Genomic DNA, 20,363 nt, shown 5'->3' with positions numbered 1-20,363 from the left:
CGACCCGTCCTGTGTGATTCAGGCCGGGCTGACTTATGGCCCGTCTAAAAGTATGCTAGTCTACAATGCGTAAGTTCTATCCGGATTTTTTCATGTCTATTCAGAAAATAGCCCGCCTGGCGGGTGTCTCCGTAGCAACCGTGTCGCGTGTGCTAAACAATATTGACACCGTCAAAGACGCCAATCGCGAAAAAGTACTGCAGGCTATTGAAACGAGCAACTATCAGCCTAACCTGATGGCGCGCCAGCTACGCACGGCGCGCAGTTTCATGATTCTGGTCATGGTTTCCGATATTTCGAACCCGTTCTGCGCCGAGGTGGTAAAAGGTATCGAAGAGGAAGCCGAAAAAAATGGCTACCGCATCCTGCTGTGCAATTCCGGCTCTGACATAAAACGCTCCCGCTCCAGCCTGCAGCTACTGTCCGGAAAGATGGTAGACGGCATTATTACCATGGATGCCTTCAGCAAGCTGCCTGAACTGAGCCAGTTGATCGCCGGGACGCCCTGGGTTCAGTGCGCAGAATATGCCGACGCCGGAGGAATATCCTGCGTGGGCATCGACGACAGAGAAGCTTCACAGGCGGTCATCCGCTATCTCGCGGATAAAGGCTACAGACGTATTGCACTGATTAATCACGATCTCAGCTATAAATATGCGCAGTTGCGCCAGCAGGGATATCTGCGACAATTGGCTGCGTATGACCTGACCTGGCAGGCAATCAGCTATGCCAGCGAGCTAAGTTTTAAGGCTGGCAGCCAGGCAATGACGGCGTTGCTTGAAGCTGATGAAGTCCCGGACGCTGTTTTTGCGGTATCTGATACGTTGGCTGCCGGCGCAATGGCAGCGATACAGGCCACCGGGCTCAGCGTTCCCGATGATGTGGCGGTGGCCGGTTTCGACGGAACTGAACTGGCGGAGATGGTCTCTCCGCCACTGACCACGCTGTCGCAGCCTTCAAAAGAAATCGGGCGTAATGCCTTCAGGCTGTTATGTAAAAAGATCGATCACCCCGCCGGCACGCCGGAGCGCGTGATCATGCAGGGACACCTGATTAAGCGTGCCAGTGCCTAGTGCCTCTCAGTGTGATTTTGTCTTCAGAGCCGTATTCAGGTTGCGCAGCGACGTGGTAATGATACTCCAGGCATCCATTGGTCATGCCCGGTAATGAACCATTCCTCCTCTGTTTGATCCTGCCTTACCATTTTTATGTCGCACAATATCTGCCATCACCGATAAAGCGATTTCAGCAGGGGTTTTACTGGCTATAGGTAAACCAATCGGTGCATGAATTCGCTGCAAATCATCATCTGTGAGTTCAGCTATATCGCGTAAACGCTCAAAGCGACGCATGCTATTTTTTATCGAACCCATTGCTCCAATATAAAACGCTGGAGTATGGATAGCTTCCATTATTGTGAGGTCATCCATACGTGGATCGTGTGTTAATGAAACAATAGCAGTATTCGCATGGCAGCTATATTTTTCCAGATAGCTGGCAGGAAACTGTTCAATGACCTTTACATCATTTCCCAGGCTACCGGAAAAATTGGCTAAAGCCTCCGGACGGTTTTCACACACAATCGTCTCAAATCCCAATGAAACAGCATAACCTGCACAAAAACCGGCAACGACGGATAAGCCAGCGATAATCAGTCTGGGTGCGGCAGCCAGTGTCAGGTTGACCTGGTGAGCATCATAATGTGCGATGGTGCTACTCGAATAGCTGCATGGCTGAAGGTGTGTGCAGGGTAAGGGCAACTCAATACTCTTTTTCAGTGTTAAAGCACCACTGATTGCGTTTTTCATTTGTTGAAGATAGGCAAGACTGTTTTCTCCCCGGGGGAGCCTTTCAACCAGAATATCCAGCACCCCACCACATGGAAGGCTTCGGTCAGGCGTTAAACCTCCGCCACCATAACGAACGACCTGTGATGCAAGACTAAACTCTGAGGAAAGAATCCGAATCAGGAAGTCCTCTTCAACACATCCCCCCGATAGTGATCCACATAACTTTCCGTCCTGACAGATAACCATCATCGTTCCGGGAGGACGAGGGGAAGAACCAAATGTACTCAATACCGTACAAAGCCAAATATCCTGTTCTGTTAGCCAGTTCAATCCTTCATTTAAAACCTGAATATCGAGATTTTGCACTTAATAGTGTCCTGCAAAAAATTAATCCGCCTGCTGACAGCGTCTTAAAAGACTTTCACTGATGAAAAAAAACCACCCAAACAAACAGATGACGATTTTCAGAGTTTAAACAAATTCCACTCCTGAACATTATTTATCATGACACTTTTTCGCCAACAGATTAATGAATAATACTAACAACCGCTATTAGCCACTTTCATTTATAACAAACAATTTTAAATGTTATAGTCATTGTTACTTATCAAAATGATAAACCGGTATCAACACCGTAATTCCTACTTTTTTGATAATTCTCCTGATATTTATCTTTTCCATTGCATACAAACAACTTAATTGAAAACCTTTTTCAAGAGGACTTTATGACGATCGCAACGTCTACACCCCACCATTCCCAAAAGCAAATGTGGAGCGCAGTTGGGTCAATGACACTCTGCGTTGCCATGCTTATAGCCTCAGAGTTTATGCCTGTGAGTTTACTGACCCCAATTGCTGATGACCTTCATGCGACTCAGGGCATGGCGGGACAAGCCATCTCGGTGTCAGGATTTTTTGCTGTATTTACCAGTCTCTTAATCGCGTCTTTTTCTGGCCGCGTTGATCGTCGCCATATTTTACTCGCCATGACCCTATTGATGCTGAGTTCATTAATCATGATTGCGCTGGCACCTAATTTTACCCTGCTGATGGTCGCTCGCGCTTTTTTAGGAATGGCTATTGGTGGATTCTGGTCACTTTCTACGGCCACAGTATTACAGTTAGTGCCAGAAAACCTGGTCCCCAAAGCCCTGGGAATGATCTATATGGGAAATTCTCTGGCCACCGCATTCGCAGCCCCTGTTGGTGCATGGCTTGGTGGTGTGCTTGGCTGGAGAGCTGTGTTCTGGGGTTTAGTGCCTTTGGTGATTATCAATATTATCTGGCAATTAGTGAGTCTTCCGGCAATGCCTCCGAAAAAAGCGATTCCGGTCTCCCAGGTATTCGGTTTGCTGAAACGTCGTAATGTGGGTTTTGGCATGCTGGCCGTGATGTTTAGTTTCGCCGGGGCATTTACAACTTTTACCTATCTTCGCCCGTTTCTTGAAACTAAAACCGGGGCCGGGGCTGACCAACTTTCATTACTGTTGCTGGGATTAGGTGCAGCAGGATTTATGGGTACCTGGGCTGCCGGACGCTTACTCGAAAAAGAACACTTGTATGGCATGTTGCGATGGCTGCCTGTGGTTATGGCTGTTGCAACACTCGGTATGTTGTTGATGGATAAGTCCGTTACCGGAGTCGCCTGCATGATGGTTCTGTGGGGCGCAGTTAATGCTGCGGTGCCTGTTTGCTGGTCAACCTGGCTGGCTAAGGCGATGAGTGATGAACCTGAAAGCGGCGGCGGATTAATGGTCGCCTGTATTCAGTTGTCGATCATGCTGGGGGGCGCTTTTGGCGGTGTACTTCTTGACCGTATATCCGTCATCGCTTCTTTTACCGGCGGCATTATTTTGTTGGTGATTTCCTCACTGGTCATTGGTCGTGGAAATCGGGTTTCCCACGCTTCTACATTGTAATGACTGACCTTGCCCCCGCTGATTCGCGCTGGTGAATCCACTTTAATAAAAACAAACTCATTATTTACCGGAGAGCTATGGAACTTCTTATCAATAACCGAACCGTTCAGATCGATGTTGAGGGCGATACCCCACTACTATGGGTCATAAGAGATGATCTTGGTATGACGGGTACCAAATATGGTTGTGGTCTTTCACAATGCGGAGCCTGCTCAGTGATGGTAGATGGGCAGCTAATTCGCTCATGTGTAACTCCCATCGACAAGCTGGAGGGCAAACATATTACGACTATTGAGGCGATTGATACAGATGATCTAGGTAAACGTGTCGTTGCTGCGTGGGTAAAGCATCAGGTTCCTCAGTGTGGTTACTGTCAGTCCGGGCAGGTTATCGCAGCAACCGCGCTGTTAAAGCAGGTCGCACACCCAACAGAGGAAGAAATTGCCGCTGCTATGGTCAACCTCTGTCGTTGCGGTACCTATAACGCAATTAGTGCCGCGATTCATGAAGTCGCCAGTGAGGAGGTGAGGAATGAAAAGACTTCCTGAGTTTCTTTCCCGCAAATTAAGCCAGATGGAAGATGGCCAGGCGACCAACCTCTCCCGCCGTCGCTTTCTGCTCGCGTCTGCCGGAACGGCTGTTGGTGCGTTTGTTCTGGGCTTTGGTCTGCCTGTTGGTCAGGCAAGAGCTCAGGGGACTAAGGATCCCCTGCCGCCAGGGACACGAGTCCCCGCATTTCTTGAAATCCGCCCTGATAACTGTATTCATTTTCTCTGCCCGTTTGTTGAAGGTGGACAAGGTATTTTTACCGCTATGGCACAGATAGTCGGTGAAGAACTGGATGCTGATCCGGCGACCTTCATTGTCGAGAATGCACCCGCAGGTGCTGAATATCAGGTGATGGATATTGGTATTCGCATTACCGGTGGCAGCATGTCGGTACGTATGAGTTACCACACGATGCGTCGCCTGGGGGCGCTGGCTCGTCAAATGTTACTTCAGGCTGCTGCTACAGAATTGAATGCCCCCATAGCATCGCTGACTACTGAGCCCGGTAAAGTGATCGATTCTGCTTCTGGCCGTTCATTAACCTATGGCCAGCTTGCAGGCAAGGCTATGGATATTGAAGTCCCTGACCCTGATAAGGTTAAACTTAAAGACCCCGGTCAGTTTCGTTGGATTGGTAAACCCATTCCCCGCCTTGATATGCATATCAAATCGACAGGACAAGCTATCTATAGCATCGACTGTAAAGTTGAGGGCATGCTGCAAGCCGCAGTTCAGCATGCACCACGAATCGGTCTGACTGCTGGCGAAATTCGTAACGAAACCCAGGTGACGGCCATGAAGGGCATTCACTCTGTTCATCGTTTACCTGGTGCAGTCGCCGTAGTTGCTGAGCGCTGGTGGCAGGCGAAACGAGCCGCCGAGGCATTACAGGTCACCTGGAATGAGCCTGCAGAAAATGAGCGTGATCGTTATATGCCAGCAGATTTTTCCTCGGACAAATTTGCCGAACTTCTGGCTAAAGAACCCGGTAATGGAGACGAGGCTGAAGCGAAGGGAGACGTTAATGAAGCAATGGGTAAAGCACACAGTAAGATTGAGGCAACTTATCACTCGCAATATCTCAATCATGCCCAGTTAGAGCCCCCTTCTGCATTGGCCCGTTTTAACGCCGACGGTTCTCTGGAATTGTGGATGCCAAACCAGGCTCCGGAAATGTTTCAGGCTGATGTAGCAAAGCGAACCGGCTTACCTGCCGAAAAGATCTTTATTCATTCTCCACTGCTTGGTGGTTTCTTTGGCAGACATTTTGTTTATGACACAGCCATGGTCTACCCCCAGGCGATACAGTTAGCGAAGGCGGTTGGACGCCCTGTAAAAGTTATCTGGAGTCGCGAGGAGGAGTTTTTACGCGATACCCGTCGCCCAATGGCTGCGGTGCGCTTTAATGCCGGGCTTGATGAAGCAGGTTACCCGGTCGCACTGGACGTTGTGACGATTACTGAAGGCCCTACTGAAGGAATCGCAGGTAAGCGGGGAGAAAAACTGGATGAAACGGCGGTTGAGGGGCTCACTCATAAGCCATATGCCATACCAAACCGACGCATCGCACAAATCTATAAAAAGGGTCCCGTGTTGGTGGGTTACTGGCGATCCGTGGGTAATTCAATGAATGATTTTCTCTATGAAAGCTTCCTTGATGAAATCGCTCATGCTGGCGGTAAAGACCCGTTCGAACTGCGGCTGCATTTATTGCAGGGGAATAAAAGGCTGACCACTCTTCTGAATGCTGTCGTTGACTTGTCAGGGGGATGGAAACCGGGGCCTTTCACTGCTGCGGATGGCTCTCAGCGCGCGCGTGGCATCGCAATGGCTTCTCCCTTTGGTACTGAAGCTGCTGCTATCGCTGAGGTCTCAATCCTCAATGGCAAAGTGAAAGTCCATGACGTCTGGGAGGCCATTGACCCTGGCAGCATCGTCAACCCGGCCATCATTGAGGCGCAGGTGAACAGTGCCGTTGCATTGGGTTTGTCACAGGTGCTTCTGGAAGAAAGTGTTTTTGAACAGGGGCAACCTGTAGCGCGTAATTATGATATGTACCCTATTTTACCTCCGTCTGCGATGGCTAAAGTCCATGTGAAGATTGTCGAAAGTGGAGAGAAGATGGGAGGTATTGGTGAGCCACCGCTTCCCGCTATTCCACCTGCAGTAGCCAACGCGGTGTTCAGGCTAACCGGCAAACGAGTACGTAGCATGCCATTATCCCGCGTTGACTTTACCTGATCCTGACCCGATACGGAGAATAAAAAAATGACAAAACGCAGGATTGGTATTGCACTGTTTATTTTACTGATCGTTATCATTACCTGTGCCGCCCTGGCGTTGCGGGAACCCTCTTCGCCTTTTGCTTCCAGTGATAAGATGGATGCATCAACGGCAGAACTGCTCAAACAAGGAGAATATGTTGCCCGCCTGAGTGATTGTGTTGCCTGTCACAGTATCCCTGGTGGAGCGCCTTTCGCAGGTGGCCTTAAGATGGCCACCCCCGTTGGTAATATCTATACCACCAACATTACCCCGGACACTGCGACAGGTATTGGTTCCTACAGCCTTGCAGATTTTGATCGTGCCGTGAGAAAAGGGGTGGCTAAGGATGGGCACCGGCTATATCCCGCTATGCCCTATCCTTCCTATGTAAAACTGAGTGATGAGGATATCCGCGCACTTTATGCCTGGTTCAGACAGGATGTAAAACCCGTTAACCAGCAAAATAAACCCAGCGATATACCATGGCCATTAAATATGCGCTGGCCACTGGCATTCTGGAATACCGTATTTACCCCAACCAATTCGTGGCAACCAAAAGCCGGGAAGGATCCGCAATGGAACCGGGGTGCCTATCTGGTTGAAGGTCCGGGACATTGTGGCAGTTGCCATACCCCCCGTAGCCTGGCTTTCAATGAAAAAGGCCTGGATGACTCCAGTGAACATTTTCTGGCGGGTGCATCACTGGATGGCTGGTACGCCCCCAGCCTGCGAGGTGATGCCAACACCGGTTTAGCACGCTGGAGTGACGGAGATATATTTACTTTCCTGAAAACCGGACGTAATCAGCACGGTGTTGTTTTCGGCTCAATGGCTGATGTTTTCAATAATTCAACACAGTACATGAGTGATGATGACCTGAAAGCTATCGCTCATTATCTTAAATCCCTCCCGGCAGGTAGCAATAATCAGCAGCAGGAGTGGCATTATGATGATTCTACCATGAGCAAACTGACCGTATCCGAAAGGTTGAAAACACCAGGTGCTCAGACCTTTATGACGCGTTGCAGCAGTTGTCATGCTGCTGATGGTAAGGGCCAGGCTCCGTGGATACCCCCTCTGGCAGGGGCGACCTCCATGCTGGTTGATGATTCGTCATCCATAAATGTGACCCTAAATGGTTCAGCCAGGGTTGTTGCTGATGGTATGCCGGACGCTTACCGAATGCCACCATTCCGCAAGCAACTCTCTGATAAAGAAATCGCGGATGTATTAAGCTTTATCAGAACCTCCTGGGGCAATACCGGTACGACCGTGAAACAGGAGTCAGTGAAACAACTTCGTGAACGCACCGATCCTGCAAGCAGTAATGTGATTATTCTGCAAATGCGATAAGCCAGTAACAACAGGCCAGGAAAACAGGCGAGCCTCAGGGATGAGGCGAGTATATCGAACCTTGTTCGATGAAGGGTTCGGCTTTTCAAAAGCAAAAAACCCGCCAGAGGCGGGTTCTTCTAAATAGTGGTGCCCGAACCCGGACAACTGTGTCGGGAACACAGTTGTATTGCGCGCCAGCGCAACCCCGCAGGGGCGAGCCTCAGGGATGAGGCGAGTATATCGAACCTTGTTCGATGAAGGGTTCGGCTTTTCAAAAGCAAAAAACCCGCCAGAGGCGGGTTCTTCTAAATAGTGGTGCCCGAACTCGGAATCGAACCAAGGACACGGGGATTTTCAATCCCCTGCTCTACCGACTGAGCTATTCGGGCAACGGGGCGCATTAAACCTTAATCACTGTGCTGCGTCAATCAATTTTCATCACAAGCGTGCTGACCGCTTGCTTTTCCAGCAACTCCCGGCCTTTTGCTTTATCCATAATCAATCTGATGATGACAGCCGCACTCTCCCACCGAACAATGCGGCTTCAGATTACTGATCTGTAGTCACCGACCCGGGGGCAACTGCGCCGCTATCCGGAATATTTTGTGGAATGGATCCTTTGTCCCCGGCCGGCGGAGCGGTACTCCCCTGTGGCAACATAATATGGTCAAGTATCTGCCGCATCAGTGGTGCCGCCACTACCCCATTGACGCCGCCATTTTCCAGAATGACGGCCACTGCCACTTTCGGGTCTTTAAACGGTGCAAATGCAGTATAGAAGATATGGTCACGCAGGCGCACGGGGATCATTTTCGCGTTATACACCTGATTCTGTCTCAGGCTGAATACCTGCGAAGTCCCACTCTTCGCGGCAATACCGTAAGGTGCGGTATGAAAATATTTATACCCGGTACCGTTAGGTGCATTGGCCATACCGAACATGGCATGTCGCACCAGCGACCAGTAAGGAGAATTAGGATCACCGATTTGCTGTGGAGCAGACGCCGGCTGATAGGGTTCGACCGTATTACCCTGCTGTTGTTTGAGTAGCAGATGAGGTGTCAGCACCTTACCGTTATTCAGTAATGTTACCAGTGCCTTCACCATCTGAATCGGTGTTGCAATCCAGTAACCCTGTCCTATCCCCACAGAAATGGTATCCCCCTGATACCAGGCTTTTTTATGCACCGTCTGTTTCCAGTCCCGGCTTGGCAGCAGGCCTTTATATTCTTCATGAAGATCGATACCGGTCAGCCGGCCATAACCAAACTGGCTCAACATATGGTGAATTCTGTCGATCCCCATCATATACGCGACCTGATAGAAAAAGGTATCGGCAGACTCCTCTATCGCTTTGGTCACGTTCAGCATGCCATGACCGGTTTTTTTCCAGTCCCGATAATGGCGGTCAGTGCCGGGTAGTGTCCAGGTGGGGGCCCCGAAGAACGTAGTCTGTGGAGTAATAACCCCGTTTAGCAAGGCGGACATTGCCATATAAGGTTTAACGGTGGATGCCGGTGGATACAGCCCCTGTGTCACGCGGTTGATCAGCGGCAGATCTTTATTGTTCAGCAGTTCCTCATAAGCCTTATAGCTGATCCCTTTGACAAACGGATTGGGATCATAGCTGGGCGCGGAAACCATGGCCAGCACCGACCCATCATGGGGATCTTCCACCAGTACAGCCGCACGCTGTCCTGCCAGCAGGCTTTCAACATATTGCTGCAACGGCAGATCGAGGGTCAGCCAGACATTCTTACCCGCCACCGGCGGCTGTTCGCTCAATACCCGAACGATACGTCCATGGTTATCGACTTCGACTTCCTGATAACCGGTTTGTCCGTGCAGCACAGACTCGTAGTAACCTTCAATGCCCTGTTTACCAATGTTATGGTCAGCGGCATAGTTCTCTGAAATACCTGCAGCATTCAGTTTCTTAAAGTCATTGTCATTGATTTTGGAAACATAACCGACCACATGCGCCAAATCGGCTCCGTACGGGTATTGCCGGTCCTGGTAGGATTCGATACTCACGCCGGGAAAGCGATATTCATCAATAGAGAACCGGGCAATCTGCTCTTCTGACAACTCGTCTTTGACGATGATGGGCTTGTAACGGCTGTTCTGCTTCAGGCGATGCCAGAAGTCAGCCACATCGTCCGGAGTCAGACCAATCAGCGGAGTCAGCGCCTGAATGGTCTCTTTCAGGTTAGTAATCTGGTAAGGAATAATGGTCAGGTCATACTGGGTAATATTTTTTACCAGTGGAGTACCGTTCCGGTCATAGATAATCCCGCGCGTTGGTGCAATCGGGATCATTTTGATGTCATTATTGTTAGACCGGGTCTGGTAGTAACTGTGTTCGTTAATCTGCAGGCGATAGAGGTTATACGCCAGGATGCCAAAGCAAACCGCCACTAAACCAAAAGCCGCTATAGCGCGACGTATAAACAGTTTTTCTTCAATTTCGAAATTACGCAGCTTCATTACATAACATAGTTTGCAGGGGCATGATCATCAGACGCCTATCATAGAGGGTTAGCCAGCCAGTGCCAGCACCAGGTGGATCCCGGGGGAATTAAAGTGTGTCATTTGTTTAAATATGTAACATAAGATTAATAACGCGAAAAAATGCAGGGTCATTATTCCGCGTTATCAGCAGGACGGGGATTAGGCCGGAGAGCCCGCTAACACAGATTCCAACGCAATGTTAATCATGTCATTAAACGTGGTCTGACGCTCTTCTGCGGTCGTCTGTTCACCGGAGCGGATGTGGTCAGAGACAGTACAGATAGCCAGCGCTTTCGCTCCGAACTCTGCTGCTACACCATAAATGCCCGCCGCTTCCATCTCTACGCCAAGAATGCCGTACTTTTCCATCACATCGAACATCTGTGGGTCCGGGCTGTAAAACAAATCAGCCGAGAAAATATTCCCCACACGGGCATCAATTCCCAGCTTTTTCGCTGCATCTACGGCATGACGCACCAGTTCAAAATCAGCAATAGCGGCAAAATCATGGTCCTTAAAACGCATACGGTTCACTTTGGAGTCCGTACAGGCTCCCATACCGATAACCACATCACGCAGTTTAACATCCGGACGAACCGCCCCACAGGAGCCCACGCGAATAATGGTTTTTACCCCAAAGTCAGTGATCAGTTCTTTGGCATAAATGGAACAGGACGGAATCCCCATTCCGTGGCCCATGACCGAAATTTTGCGGCCTTTGTAAGTGCCGGTATACCCGAGCATACCGCGTACATTATTAACCTCACGGGCATCCTGCAGGAAATTTTCTGCAATATATTTAGCACGTAACGGATCGCCCGGCATCAGAACCACGTCAGCGAAATCACCTGGTTCAGCATTAATATGAGGTGTAGCCATGTTTTATTTCCTCTCAAACAGGTCATTGCCTGGCAGTCCGCCAGGCAGTGAGAAATCAGGGATGCTTTTTACAGCATGTTACGCCCGTAATCCATAGCAGACAGACCGAAATATGTCGCTATCGTCTGGCCGATATCGGCAAACGTATCTCGTTGTCCCAGGGAGCCAGGTTTCACTTCCGGGCCATAGATCAACACCGGAATATGCTCACGGGTGTGGTCGGTGCCGTGCCAGGTAGGATCACAGCCATGGTCAGCAGTGAGGATCAGGATATCTCCGGGTTTCACTAACGCCATCAGTTCAGGAAGACGACGATCGAACAGTTCCAGCCCCGCGGCATAGCCCGCCACATCACGGCGGTGTCCCCAGCTTGAGTCAAAATCGACAAAGTTAGTAAAGACAATCGAGTTATCCGGAGCCTGCTGCATCTCTGTGACTGTAGCATCAAATAATGCATCCAGTCCGGTGGCCTTCACTTTTTTAGTGATCCCCTGCTGAGCATAAATATCGGCGATTTTACCCACCGAAATCACCTCCCCTCCCTTCTCTTCCACCAGCTTCTGTAACATTGTGGCAGAAGGGGGTTCAACGGCCAGGTCATGGCGGTTACCGGTACGTACGAACTCACCCGCTTTCTGTCCGATAAACGGGCGGGCAATCACCCTGCCGATGTTATAACCACCGTCGGTCAGCTCTTTACGGGCGATTTCGCATAAATCATACAACCGGTCCAGCCCGAAGGTTTCCTCATGACAGGCAATCTGAAATACCGAATCGGCAGAAGTATAAAATATGGGTTTCCCGGTGCGCATATGCTCTTCCCCTAACTGATCGAGGATCACCGTTCCTGAAGAGTGGCAGTTTCCGAGATAACCAGGCAGCCCGGCTTTTTCGACCAAAGTATCCAGTAATTGCTGTGGAAAACTGTTGGTTTCATCAGAAAAATAGCCCCAGTCGAATAATACCGGCACACCGGCGATTTCCCAGTGTCCGGAGGGGGTATCTTTACCGGATGAAAGTTCACTGGCACTGGCATATGCCCCGATAACCTCAGCCTGTGCATCCATACCGGCAGGAATTTTGCCTGTAGACAGCTCCGCCGCCTTTGCCAGCCCCAGAGATGTCAGATTAGGCAACGATAACGGGCCTTTTCTGCCCTGATCGGCCCGGCCTTCACTACAGGCTTGTGCAATGTGGCCCAGAGTATCTGAACCGGCATCGCCGAATCTTTCCGCATCCTTACTGGCACCGATCCCGAAAGAATCCAGTACCATGATAAAAGCACGTTTCATTTTCGCCTCCTATGCGTCTAACAGGGTGAAAAAAACAGATCAGAACAGTATGCGACTTATTCACTAATTCTGCGATAGATGAGCGGGATTTCTTTCGCTGGCTGGTCACTGAGACTGATTGCCGCGGTAATATGTTCCGCGGCCAGTTGCCAGCTATCCTCATCGGCCGCGTGAATCATCGCCAACGGACGATGAGCATCCACTGCCTGTCCCAACTCTGCCACCTCCGTCAGGCCCACACGATAATCAATACCGTCACTGGCTCGCTGACGTCCGCCCCCTAACCGGACCACTGCCATACCAATAGCCCGGGTATCCATGGCATTCAGATAACCTGACGTCGCAGCAAACACCGGTTTTACTATCGGTGCGGCGGGCAGATAACGATCGTAATACTCAACAAAATCCGCGGGCCCGCGCTGTTCCGCCACCATCCGACCGAACACCTCGGCTGCACGGCCATTATCCAGCACCTGCAATAACCGTGTTCTGGCCGATGAATCATCCGCGGCTAAACCACTGCTGACCAGCATTTCACTGCATAATGCCAGTGTCACTTCCAGCAGTCGGGGATTTCGTTCATCGCCCCTCAGAAAACGCACGGCCTCACGGACTTCCGTCGCATTGCCGGCGGAACCGGCCAGTACCTGGCTCATATCGGTCAGTAACGCCGTGGTTTTGCAGCCTGCTCCGTTGGCTACTCCGACAATAGCACTGGCCAGCAACTCTGATTGTGCGTAATCCGGCATAAATGCGCCGCTGCCCACTTTAACGTCCATCACCAGAGCATCCAGCCCTTCAGCCAGTTTCTTCGCCAGAATAGACGCGGTGATCAGAGGTATGGAATCCACGGTTGCACTGACATCACGGGTTGCATAAAAGCGCTGGTCCGCGGGGGCCAGTGACCGGGTCTGTCCGATAATCGCCACCCCCGTATCACGGATGATCTGACGAAAACGTTGATCATCAGGAAAGATATCGAAGCCCGGGATCGCTTCCAGCTTATCCAGCGTGCCTCCGGTATGACCCAGGCCACGCCCGGAGATCATCGGCACATAGCCACCACAGGCGGCAATCATCGGCCCCAGCATCAGTGATGTCACATCACCCACGCCCCCGGTAGAGTGTTTATCCACCACCGGGCCATCGAGCTGCAAATCCTGCCAGTTAAGCACCGTTCCCGAGTCACGCATCGCCAGCGTCAAAGCGACCCGCTCCGGCAAGGTCATATCCCGGAACCAGATAGCCATAGCCAGGGCGGCAATTTGTCCTTCCGATACCGAATTATCGGTAATCCCGCGGATAAAGTGGCTAATTTCATCAGCACTGAGCACGTGCCCGTCACGCTTTTTACGAATAATTTCCTGGGGGAGTAACATACCCACCTCCTGCTTACCAAAAGCCGCGGTTCAGTAACCGGAAGTTGTCCCGTTGACCTCTGTACCACAGGTTTGCAGCAAACTGTTCAGCAAACCTGAGGCCCCGAAACGGAAATGTCGGGCATCGGCCCATTCATCACCAAGGATTTGGGCGGCCAGAGCCAGATAGGCGGCGGCATCTTCGGTAGTGCGGACGCCGCCGGCGGGTTTAAATCCAACAGTGGCGGCCACTCCTTTGTCACGGATCACTTCCAGCATAATTCTGGCGCTCTCCAGAGTGGCATTGACGGTCACCTTGCCGGTTGAGGTTTTGATAAAATCCGCACCTGAGTCAATCGCAATTTCAGAAGCCTGACGAATCAGTACCGGGTCCTGTAATTCACCACTTTCAATAATGACTTTCAGCAGCACGTTAGCGTCATGGCACACCTTGCTGCAGGCGCTCACCAGTTCGGCTCCGCACTGTGCATCACCGGCTTTCAGTGCCCGCCAGGGAAACACCACATCGACTTCATCCGCACCGTAAGCAATAGCCGCCCGGGTCTCAGCGAGGGCAATGTCTACATCCGCGCCACCTGCAGGGAAATTAGTGACTGTGGCAATACGTACCTGAGGTGTTCCCTGTTCACGCAGCACTTTACGGGCCAGTGGAATAAATCGTGGATAGATACAGACGGCCGCCGTCAGTCCGGCAGGCGAGTTCGCCTGTCGGCAAAGCGCTGCCACTTTTTCCTCAGTATCATCATCATTAAGCGTAGTGAGATCCATCAGCCCTATCGCCTTGCGGGCAGTAGCGGTCATATCAGTCATGAAAAATTCCTCCGCGGGCCATCGCCCTTTGATAACTTTGCAACAAAAAACATTAATTAATGTTCATATTATAACAAACAACAGCGCAGGATAATCGCGGGACAGATCAAATAAATCGAGTCATGCCGCAGATACCGCCGAAAATAAGGTTTATGGCAAGAAGGAGAAGATGAGCACAGTTGACTGCAAAGGTCACATCAAATGTTTCAATAATAACAATTCAGTCCGCCGTGCCGGAGTTTAGTCCCCGACTGCCTGTAAGCGGGGAAATAACTGCAGGGTGTTTGCCAGCATCACTTCTGCAATCTGCTCCTCTGGCTCTAAACGTAATTCAGCCAGTATCCGGCACACCACCGCCACCTGCTCAGGTCGGTTTGGCTGGCCCTGGAACCCCTGCAAAGGCATATCCGGTGCATCCGTTTCCAGTACCAGAGAGGAGAGGGGCAGACTGGCTATGGTGTGACGTGTTTTCGCCGCCCGTGGATAAGTAATGGTTCCCCCCACCCCAATCCGGTAACCGAGTTTAACAAACGCCATCGCCTGTGACAGGCTACCGGCAAAGCCATGAATGACGCCGGTTGCCGGTAATTGCGCCTGGCGTAGTAACGAGGCCAGTGGATCATGCGTCCGGCGTGAGTGAAGGATCAGCGGTAAATCATAGCGTTTAGCCAATGCAAACTGCGCTTTGAGAAAGGTGATCTGTTTCGCGGACTGAGCGGCAAGAGCCGGAGTGAAATAGTCCAGACCGGTTTCCCCGATGGCCACCAGCTTTTCTGGCTGTTGATGTAACCATTGCTGCAACTTGTCTATATCATCATCACAATGATCCTCTGACCATACCGGGTGCAGGCCGAGCGCAGCGTAAAGCGGGGAACAGGTGTCGGCAAGTTGCATCACGGCAGCAAAACGAGCCTGACTGACCGCCGGAACGATGATTTTTTCCACGCCAGCACTCCGGGCACGGGCAAGCTCCGTCGTTTCATGATGTTCAAACGGCGGAAAATCATAATGGCAGTGAGTATCAATAAATCGCAAGGCTGTCTCCTTTCACCACAATACCGTACCACACCGGCACTGAGCTCCGGCAATACGGCAGAAAGTTGAAAGAAGTGTATCAGGAGAGCAGCGTTGCCGGTATCCATACCGGCAACCACTGTCATAAGACCGGGACAGTCTCAGTCGTGGCTCAGAGTCTTTTCCGGCCGGTAAACAGACTGACAAGAAACAAAATAATACCAACAACAAATACAACTTTAGCTGCCCAGGCTGCGGTTCCTGCCAGCCCGCCAAAACCCAGCGCAGCAGCAATTAACGCAATCACCAGAAAGATAATTCCCCAACGAAACATAGTTATCTCCTTACTTTCATTAACAAATTTATCTCTAAATGTTGTTCTGAAACGCTCAGAACCGGTATTTATCCTGAATACTCTTTTGTTAACAACACTCCCTTTCAGTTACCGAAATCGGGTTATTTGCCTACGGATAACTGATTTTTCACTGCACTGACACCCGATACTTTAGCGGCAATGTCACCCGCATGAAGCTTCTGTTCACGGCTGCTGACTTTGCCGGTCAGTAACACCACTCCCTGGGTGGTTGTCACCGAGATATGACGAGAAGAGATACTTTTTTCTGTCATTAATCTGGCCACAATTTCACTGGTGGTTGCCGTATCACTGGCATAACTTTTCAGGTTAGTCTGCTGCTGCGGTTTGATGTGCAGTTCAGTTTTAACCTGCCGCACCCCTTTCACCGACGCAACCAACTGTTTAACTCTGCTGATTTGCCGGTGTGAAGCGACAAATCCTTTCACCGACACAATCCCCCGGGTCGTCGACACCGAAAGATCGGTACTGTTAATCTGTTTATCATCCACCAGCACTGTTTTCACTTTGGCAGTGATGGTGCTGTCATCCATAAACTTATCAACACTTTTCAACGACAGGTCGAGAGACGGATTATTGTGTTTTTCTGCTCCCTGCCCCCTGGCCGGAAGTTCGGCGGCACTGATATTCAGACTAATCAGTAGCGAAACCAGCAACAACCGGCGGAAATAGTTCATTCTTTTCATTCATTTTTCCTGTGTGACTGCCTCGTCCGGCCTGAAGGTTAACCTTATTTGGGAAAACACCCTGTATAGCCTGCGAACCGCAACCACATGACATTAATAGTAGTCGAATTTTATAGTTATGCTGATTTTTAGGAATCGGCTTAACCCCGGAAGTCCTGCACATCGACTCCCTGCGTACCTGCGATACCTCTCAGGTACAGCCAGTAATATTAACCAATTTACAGGCTCTCTAAGAAGCGGCAGATTCCGGGATATTTGCCGGAACACGGGGACAACATCATGATGGCGGGAAATCACTGCGGTGGCCTTGCCGGTGCTCAGAGTGTCTGTCGGCCTGGAATCAGGTAAAAAAACGGAGACTGAGTTAGTCTCCGGCGGGATCTTGCTTCCCGGTACCGTCATAAGCTGAATTCTGCCCGGCACCGGTCTTCAGGGTGAAAAAAAACGCTTATTGCCGTGATACCTGCCAGTCCGCCGTGTGACGACGCAGCAGTTCCCAGTCAAGGTAACGGGCATCCAGCTCGCTAAATTGCGGGCAACCCAGTAAGGCAATCACCCGGCTTAACTCCTCTTTCAGGATATCGATAACCCGCTGAACTCCTGGCTGGCCGCCGGCCGCCAGCCCATAGGAAGTCGCCCGACCCAACAGCACGCCTTCCGCACCCAATGCCAGGGCTTTGACAATATCACTGCCGCGACGGAAACCACCATCCAGCAGCACAGGAATCCGACCCCGCACCGCATCCATCACTTCCGGGAGGATTTCCATCGAAGATAATGCACCGTCCAGCTGGCGTCCCCCATGATTCGACAGAATCACTCCGTCTGCGCCGGCTTCGGCTGCTTTCAGAACATCGTATTTATTCAGCAGACCTTTGATCAGTAATTTACGCGGCCACAGGTCGCGCAACCAGCGAACATCATCCCAGGACAGCGCAGCAGACAACTGTGATGCCAGTGCATGCGCTGCACCTTTCACATCATCCTTACCCGGCTCCAGCAAATCGCCAAGATTCGCAAACCGCGGGAAACCGTTTGGGATCAGGACATCTGCCATCCAGCGTGGGTGCATCACCACATCCAGCATATTACGATAACTGAGTTTCAGATGCCCACGATAGTTACGCGAGTCCCATTCACGCTTGCCATGTACCGGGTTATCAACCGTCAGCACTATGGTATCAATTCTTGAATTGAGTAAGCGCTTCACCAACTGTTCGACAAAACTACGGTTCCGGTAGAGATAGATTTGCATCCAGACCCGCGCATCGGTCTTATTACAGATATCTTCCAGCGAAACGGTTGAAACGTTACTTAACACGTAAGGAATGCCAGACGCTGCGGCTGCACGCGCCAACGACAGATCCCCCTGGTTTGACAATAATCCACTGAACCCGGTAGGGCCAATCACGAACGGGGCCTCGCAACGTTCCCCGAGGATAGTCTTACCAATATCCCGCCCGGAGACATCGACCAGCGCCTGAGGCCGAAAGGCAATATCATTAAACACACTACGGTTACGCTTCAGCGATACTTCATCTTCTGAAGCACCATCCAGGAATTCAAAACAAAAATTTGGTACCCTGCAACGAGCCACACCACGCATCTCATCCACATTCTGGACCCGTTGCAGGTCCCCACCTCTGTACATACGCCTTTTCATAATATCCCCGAAAAACCTGCTGGTTAATCAATAACATTTATATCAAAAACGGCCATGCCATGATTTCAGTGATACGCCCCCGGCACTGAATATGGCAGGCGGCTTTATTTATCTCTGGGTCAGGGGTTGTTTTGCCGGCTCTGAATGACGTTCACCCACGGTAATAGGCCGGTCAAAGTTAATCATTAACGATGAAATCAGATAAACCACCGCAGCCGCGACAAACAACATCATCGACGAATAATAATTACCGGTGATGTAAACCAGGTAACCGATAACAATCGGGACAATCGCTGACCAGATATTACTGGAGAAATTCATGATCCCGACAATAGAACCCGCCATCTTTTGCGCCCCCAGTAAAGACGGGATTGACCAGTAAACACTACACCAGCGCAAACCAAAGATGGCCACTCCCAGCCACATAATCACGGCCATCGGAGAGGTTGCCTGGGCGGCAAGATAGACCCCGACACCCGCCGCAATGGCAGAGACAGACAGGAAGGAATGGAACACAGTATTATCTTTGTAACCACGCTTACGCAGCTTATCCATCAGATATCCGCCCAGCATCTGGCCGATAAAACACAGGAAGAAGATAAACGCCATGGCCATCCCCATATCTTTCAGGTTCAGGTCACGATCTTTTTGCAGATAAAACGGCAACCAGGTCATCAGTCCATAGAAGACGGTACTGTAGGAACACCAGCCACAGATCAGAGCAATGACATTCCGCTGAGCCAGACACTGTTTGATTTCTTTAAATGTCGGAGGCAGATGTTTTTGCTCTGCGGCGCCATTAGCCTCAGCAAGATAATTCAGTTCCTGCGGGTTAACTCCGGGATGCTCTGCGGGTGTATTACGAATATACCACCAGACCACGATGCCCATCGCCACAGTCACCCCACCGGCAATCACAAATGCCATTCGCCAGTCATTAAAGAAAGCAATCAGTGCGGTAATCACAATGGCCCCGACAGCTGTACCCAGTGGAGCACCACCATCCAGCAGCATAGAGCCGCGACCACGCTCATTAGGGGTAAGCCAGGTGCCCATCAGTTTGGCGCCCGCAGGCATAATAGGCGATTCAGTCACCCCCAAAGCAACCCGCGCCACAAACAGAGAGTACACTCCGGTACATACCGCCACCATTGCCTGAGCAATGCCCCATGAAATCGCGGCCAGTGCGATAATGGTTCTTTTCTTAAAGCGGTCAGCTAACATACCGGCCGGGATTTGCATTAAAGCGTAAGCCCAGAAGAAGCCACTCTGAATAAAGCCAATCACCTGAGCATCATGTAGCCCGAACTCTTCAGATATATAGGGGAGTGCAATGGAAAGTGACGCTCGGTCAATATAATTAATTGCGCCTAACATCAGCATCAGGAAAAATATAATCCATCTGACATTGGATCGTTTAGCCATATTATTCACCCTGTGAAAATCGACAGAATTCTGCCTGCGTATAAACCCCACAGATTTACTGCGGTATATTTGTCAATCTGTTCTGCTATTCAGAAAAATGGGGTGAGTTTCCGGATTTCATCAGCTTGCCGGTACAGAAATGAATACCTTTACAAAACGCAGGGATATAATGCGTTATATTCCACAGGTACCATGAAACTATTTCACCCCTATAAACAGGCCCTTCGGACCTTGATATTGACCGTATTTTATCTGTGCCGATATGCCACGCTATTTAAGCTATCGTGGTCATCTCTCATCTCCGTGCGATAAATCTATCCACATCAGTTAATTGCAGGTTAAAAGTCCTTTGAATACGGTCTGTTCCTGTTATCTGTATCAGCCCGGAAGCGTCTCTGCAGTACCGATAACATCTCACGTATCATTAACACACACGTGGAACAAATGAACATTACCGTTACATCCGTCATTTG

General features: G+C 50.5%; 16 protein-coding genes and 1 tRNA gene. 5 read left to right on the top strand and 12 right to left on the bottom strand.

The window, feature by feature from the left end:
• Nucleotides 1-92: 92 nt before the first annotated feature.
• Nucleotides 93-1,073 (top strand): LacI family DNA-binding transcriptional regulator, encoded by a 981-nt coding sequence (locus HA49_RS12250; RefSeq protein ID WP_038017799.1) that lies wholly within the window; start codon nt 93-95, stop codon nt 1,071-1,073.
• Nucleotides 1,074-1,154: 81 nt separating this feature from the next.
• On the opposite strand, the gene HA49_RS12245 is transcribed toward HA49_RS12250, so the two are convergent.
• Entirely contained in the window at nt 1,155-2,156 is a 1,002-nt protein-coding gene (locus HA49_RS12245) for an XdhC family protein (RefSeq protein ID WP_046791809.1), read from the bottom strand.
• A 359-nt stretch (nt 2,157-2,515) separates the two neighbouring features.
• Between HA49_RS12245 and HA49_RS12240 the strand changes: the two genes are divergently transcribed.
• The 4 genes from HA49_RS12240 (at nt 2,516) to HA49_RS12225 (ending at nt 7,876) form a co-directional block, all read left to right on the top strand.
• Nucleotides 2,516-3,709 carry an MFS transporter gene (locus tag HA49_RS12240; RefSeq protein ID WP_245610197.1) on the top strand — a complete coding sequence of 398 codons (1,194 nt, stop codon included), beginning with the start codon at nt 2,516-2,518 and terminating at the stop codon, nt 3,707-3,709.
• Between the two features lie 77 nt (nt 3,710-3,786).
• Nucleotides 3,787-4,257 carry a (2Fe-2S)-binding protein gene (locus HA49_RS12235; RefSeq protein WP_038017795.1) on the top strand — a complete coding sequence of 157 codons (471 nt, stop codon included), beginning with the start codon at nt 3,787-3,789 and terminating at the stop codon, nt 4,255-4,257.
• Complete coding sequence (locus HA49_RS12230; protein WP_038017793.1) at nt 4,241-6,499, top strand: xanthine dehydrogenase family protein molybdopterin-binding subunit; 2,259 nt, start codon at nt 4,241-4,243, stop codon at nt 6,497-6,499. Before HA49_RS12235 ends, HA49_RS12230 begins: the two co-directional genes overlap by 17 nt.
• A 27-nt stretch (nt 6,500-6,526) precedes the next feature.
• Complete coding sequence (locus HA49_RS12225; RefSeq protein WP_038017791.1) at nt 6,527-7,876, top strand: c-type cytochrome; 1,350 nt, start codon at nt 6,527-6,529, stop codon at nt 7,874-7,876.
• A gap of 295 nt (nt 7,877-8,171) precedes the next feature.
• On the opposite strand, the gene HA49_RS12220 is transcribed toward HA49_RS12225, so the two are convergent.
• The 11 genes from HA49_RS12220 to HA49_RS12175 form a co-directional block, all read right to left on the bottom strand.
• A tRNA-Phe gene (locus tag HA49_RS12220) sits at nt 8,172-8,247 on the bottom strand.
• Between the two features lie 160 nt (nt 8,248-8,407).
• Entirely contained in the window at nt 8,408-10,345 is a 1,938-nt protein-coding gene (gene mrdA / locus HA49_RS12215) for a penicillin-binding protein 2 (protein WP_084706420.1), read from the bottom strand.
• A gap of 183 nt (nt 10,346-10,528) precedes the next feature.
• Nucleotides 10,529-11,248, bottom strand: a complete 720-nt coding sequence (gene deoD, locus HA49_RS12210) for a purine-nucleoside phosphorylase (RefSeq protein ID WP_038017789.1) — start codon at nt 11,246-11,248, stop codon at nt 10,529-10,531.
• 68 nt (nt 11,249-11,316) lie between these two features.
• Nucleotides 11,317-12,540, bottom strand: a complete 1,224-nt coding sequence (gene deoB / locus HA49_RS12205) for a phosphopentomutase (protein ID WP_038017788.1) — start codon at nt 12,538-12,540, stop codon at nt 11,317-11,319.
• A gap of 56 nt (nt 12,541-12,596) precedes the next feature.
• The gene (gene deoA / locus HA49_RS12200; protein WP_038017785.1) at nt 12,597-13,919 is read right to left on the bottom strand and encodes a thymidine phosphorylase; all 1,323 of its coding nucleotides are present in this window, start codon (nt 13,917-13,919) and stop codon (nt 12,597-12,599) included.
• Nucleotides 13,920-13,949: 30 nt separating this feature from the next.
• A complete protein-coding gene (gene deoC / locus HA49_RS12195; protein ID WP_038017784.1) occupies nt 13,950-14,729 on the bottom strand; it encodes a deoxyribose-phosphate aldolase in 780 nt (259 codons plus the stop codon).
• 240 nt (nt 14,730-14,969) lie between these two features.
• On the bottom strand, nt 14,970-15,764 hold the full coding sequence (locus HA49_RS12190; RefSeq protein WP_038017781.1) for a TatD family hydrolase: 795 nt from the start codon (nt 15,762-15,764) through the stop codon (nt 14,970-14,972).
• Nucleotides 15,765-15,915: 151 nt separating this feature from the next.
• A complete protein-coding gene (locus tag HA49_RS20915; RefSeq protein ID WP_009634777.1) occupies nt 15,916-16,077 on the bottom strand; it encodes a DUF1328 domain-containing protein in 162 nt (53 codons plus the stop codon).
• Between the two features lie 122 nt (nt 16,078-16,199).
• Nucleotides 16,200-16,802 (bottom strand): BON domain-containing protein, encoded by a 603-nt coding sequence (locus tag HA49_RS12185; RefSeq protein WP_038017778.1) that lies wholly within the window; start codon nt 16,800-16,802, stop codon nt 16,200-16,202.
• Nucleotides 16,803-17,250: 448 nt separating this feature from the next.
• A complete protein-coding gene (locus tag HA49_RS12180) occupies nt 17,251-18,465 on the bottom strand; it encodes an alpha-hydroxy acid oxidase (protein WP_038017775.1) in 1,215 nt (404 codons plus the stop codon).
• Between the two features lie 108 nt (nt 18,466-18,573).
• Nucleotides 18,574-19,890: an MFS transporter gene (locus tag HA49_RS12175; RefSeq protein ID WP_046791808.1), complete on the bottom strand. Its 1,317-nt coding sequence runs from the start codon at nt 19,888-19,890 to the stop codon at nt 18,574-18,576.
• Nucleotides 19,891-20,363 lie beyond the last annotated feature (473 nt).

The sequence above is a fragment of the Tatumella morbirosei genome, assembly GCF_000757425.2.
GTDB classification, from domain to species: Bacteria; Pseudomonadota; Gammaproteobacteria; order Enterobacterales; family Enterobacteriaceae; genus Tatumella; species Tatumella morbirosei.
The sequence above is the reverse complement of the archived record's forward strand: the minus strand, read 5'-3'. Positions and strand labels throughout refer to the sequence as shown.

Coding starts and splice junctions, on each gene's coding strand:
- HA49_RS12250 (WP_038017799.1), top strand. CDS start 93: ATGTCTATTCAGAAAATAGCCCGCCTGGCGGGTGTCTCCGTAGCAACC.
- HA49_RS12240 (WP_245610197.1), top strand. CDS start 2,516: ATGACGATCGCAACGTCTACACCCCACCATTCCCAAAAGCAAATGTGG.
- HA49_RS12235 (WP_038017795.1), top strand. CDS start 3,787: ATGGAACTTCTTATCAATAACCGAACCGTTCAGATCGATGTTGAGGGC.
- HA49_RS12230 (WP_038017793.1), top strand. CDS start 4,241: ATGAAAAGACTTCCTGAGTTTCTTTCCCGCAAATTAAGCCAGATGGAA.
- HA49_RS12225 (WP_038017791.1), top strand. CDS start 6,527: ATGACAAAACGCAGGATTGGTATTGCACTGTTTATTTTACTGATCGTT.
- mrdA (WP_084706420.1), bottom strand. CDS start 10,345: ATGAAGCTGCGTAATTTCGAAATTGAAGAAAAACTGTTTATACGTCGC.
- deoD (WP_038017789.1), bottom strand. CDS start 11,248: ATGGCTACACCTCATATTAATGCTGAACCAGGTGATTTCGCTGACGTG.
- deoB (WP_038017788.1), bottom strand. CDS start 12,540: ATGAAACGTGCTTTTATCATGGTACTGGATTCTTTCGGGATCGGTGCC.
- deoA (WP_038017785.1), bottom strand. CDS start 13,919: ATGTTACTCCCCCAGGAAATTATTCGTAAAAAGCGTGACGGGCACGTG.
- deoC (WP_038017784.1), bottom strand. CDS start 14,729: ATGACTGATATGACCGCTACTGCCCGCAAGGCGATAGGGCTGATGGAT.
- HA49_RS20915 (WP_009634777.1), bottom strand. CDS start 16,077: ATGTTTCGTTGGGGAATTATCTTTCTGGTGATTGCGTTAATTGCTGCT.
- HA49_RS12185 (WP_038017778.1), bottom strand. CDS start 16,802: ATGAAAAGAATGAACTATTTCCGCCGGTTGTTGCTGGTTTCGCTACTG.
- HA49_RS12180 (WP_038017775.1), bottom strand. CDS start 18,465: ATGAAAAGGCGTATGTACAGAGGTGGGGACCTGCAACGGGTCCAGAAT.
- HA49_RS12175 (WP_046791808.1), bottom strand. CDS start 19,890: ATGGCTAAACGATCCAATGTCAGATGGATTATATTTTTCCTGATGCTG.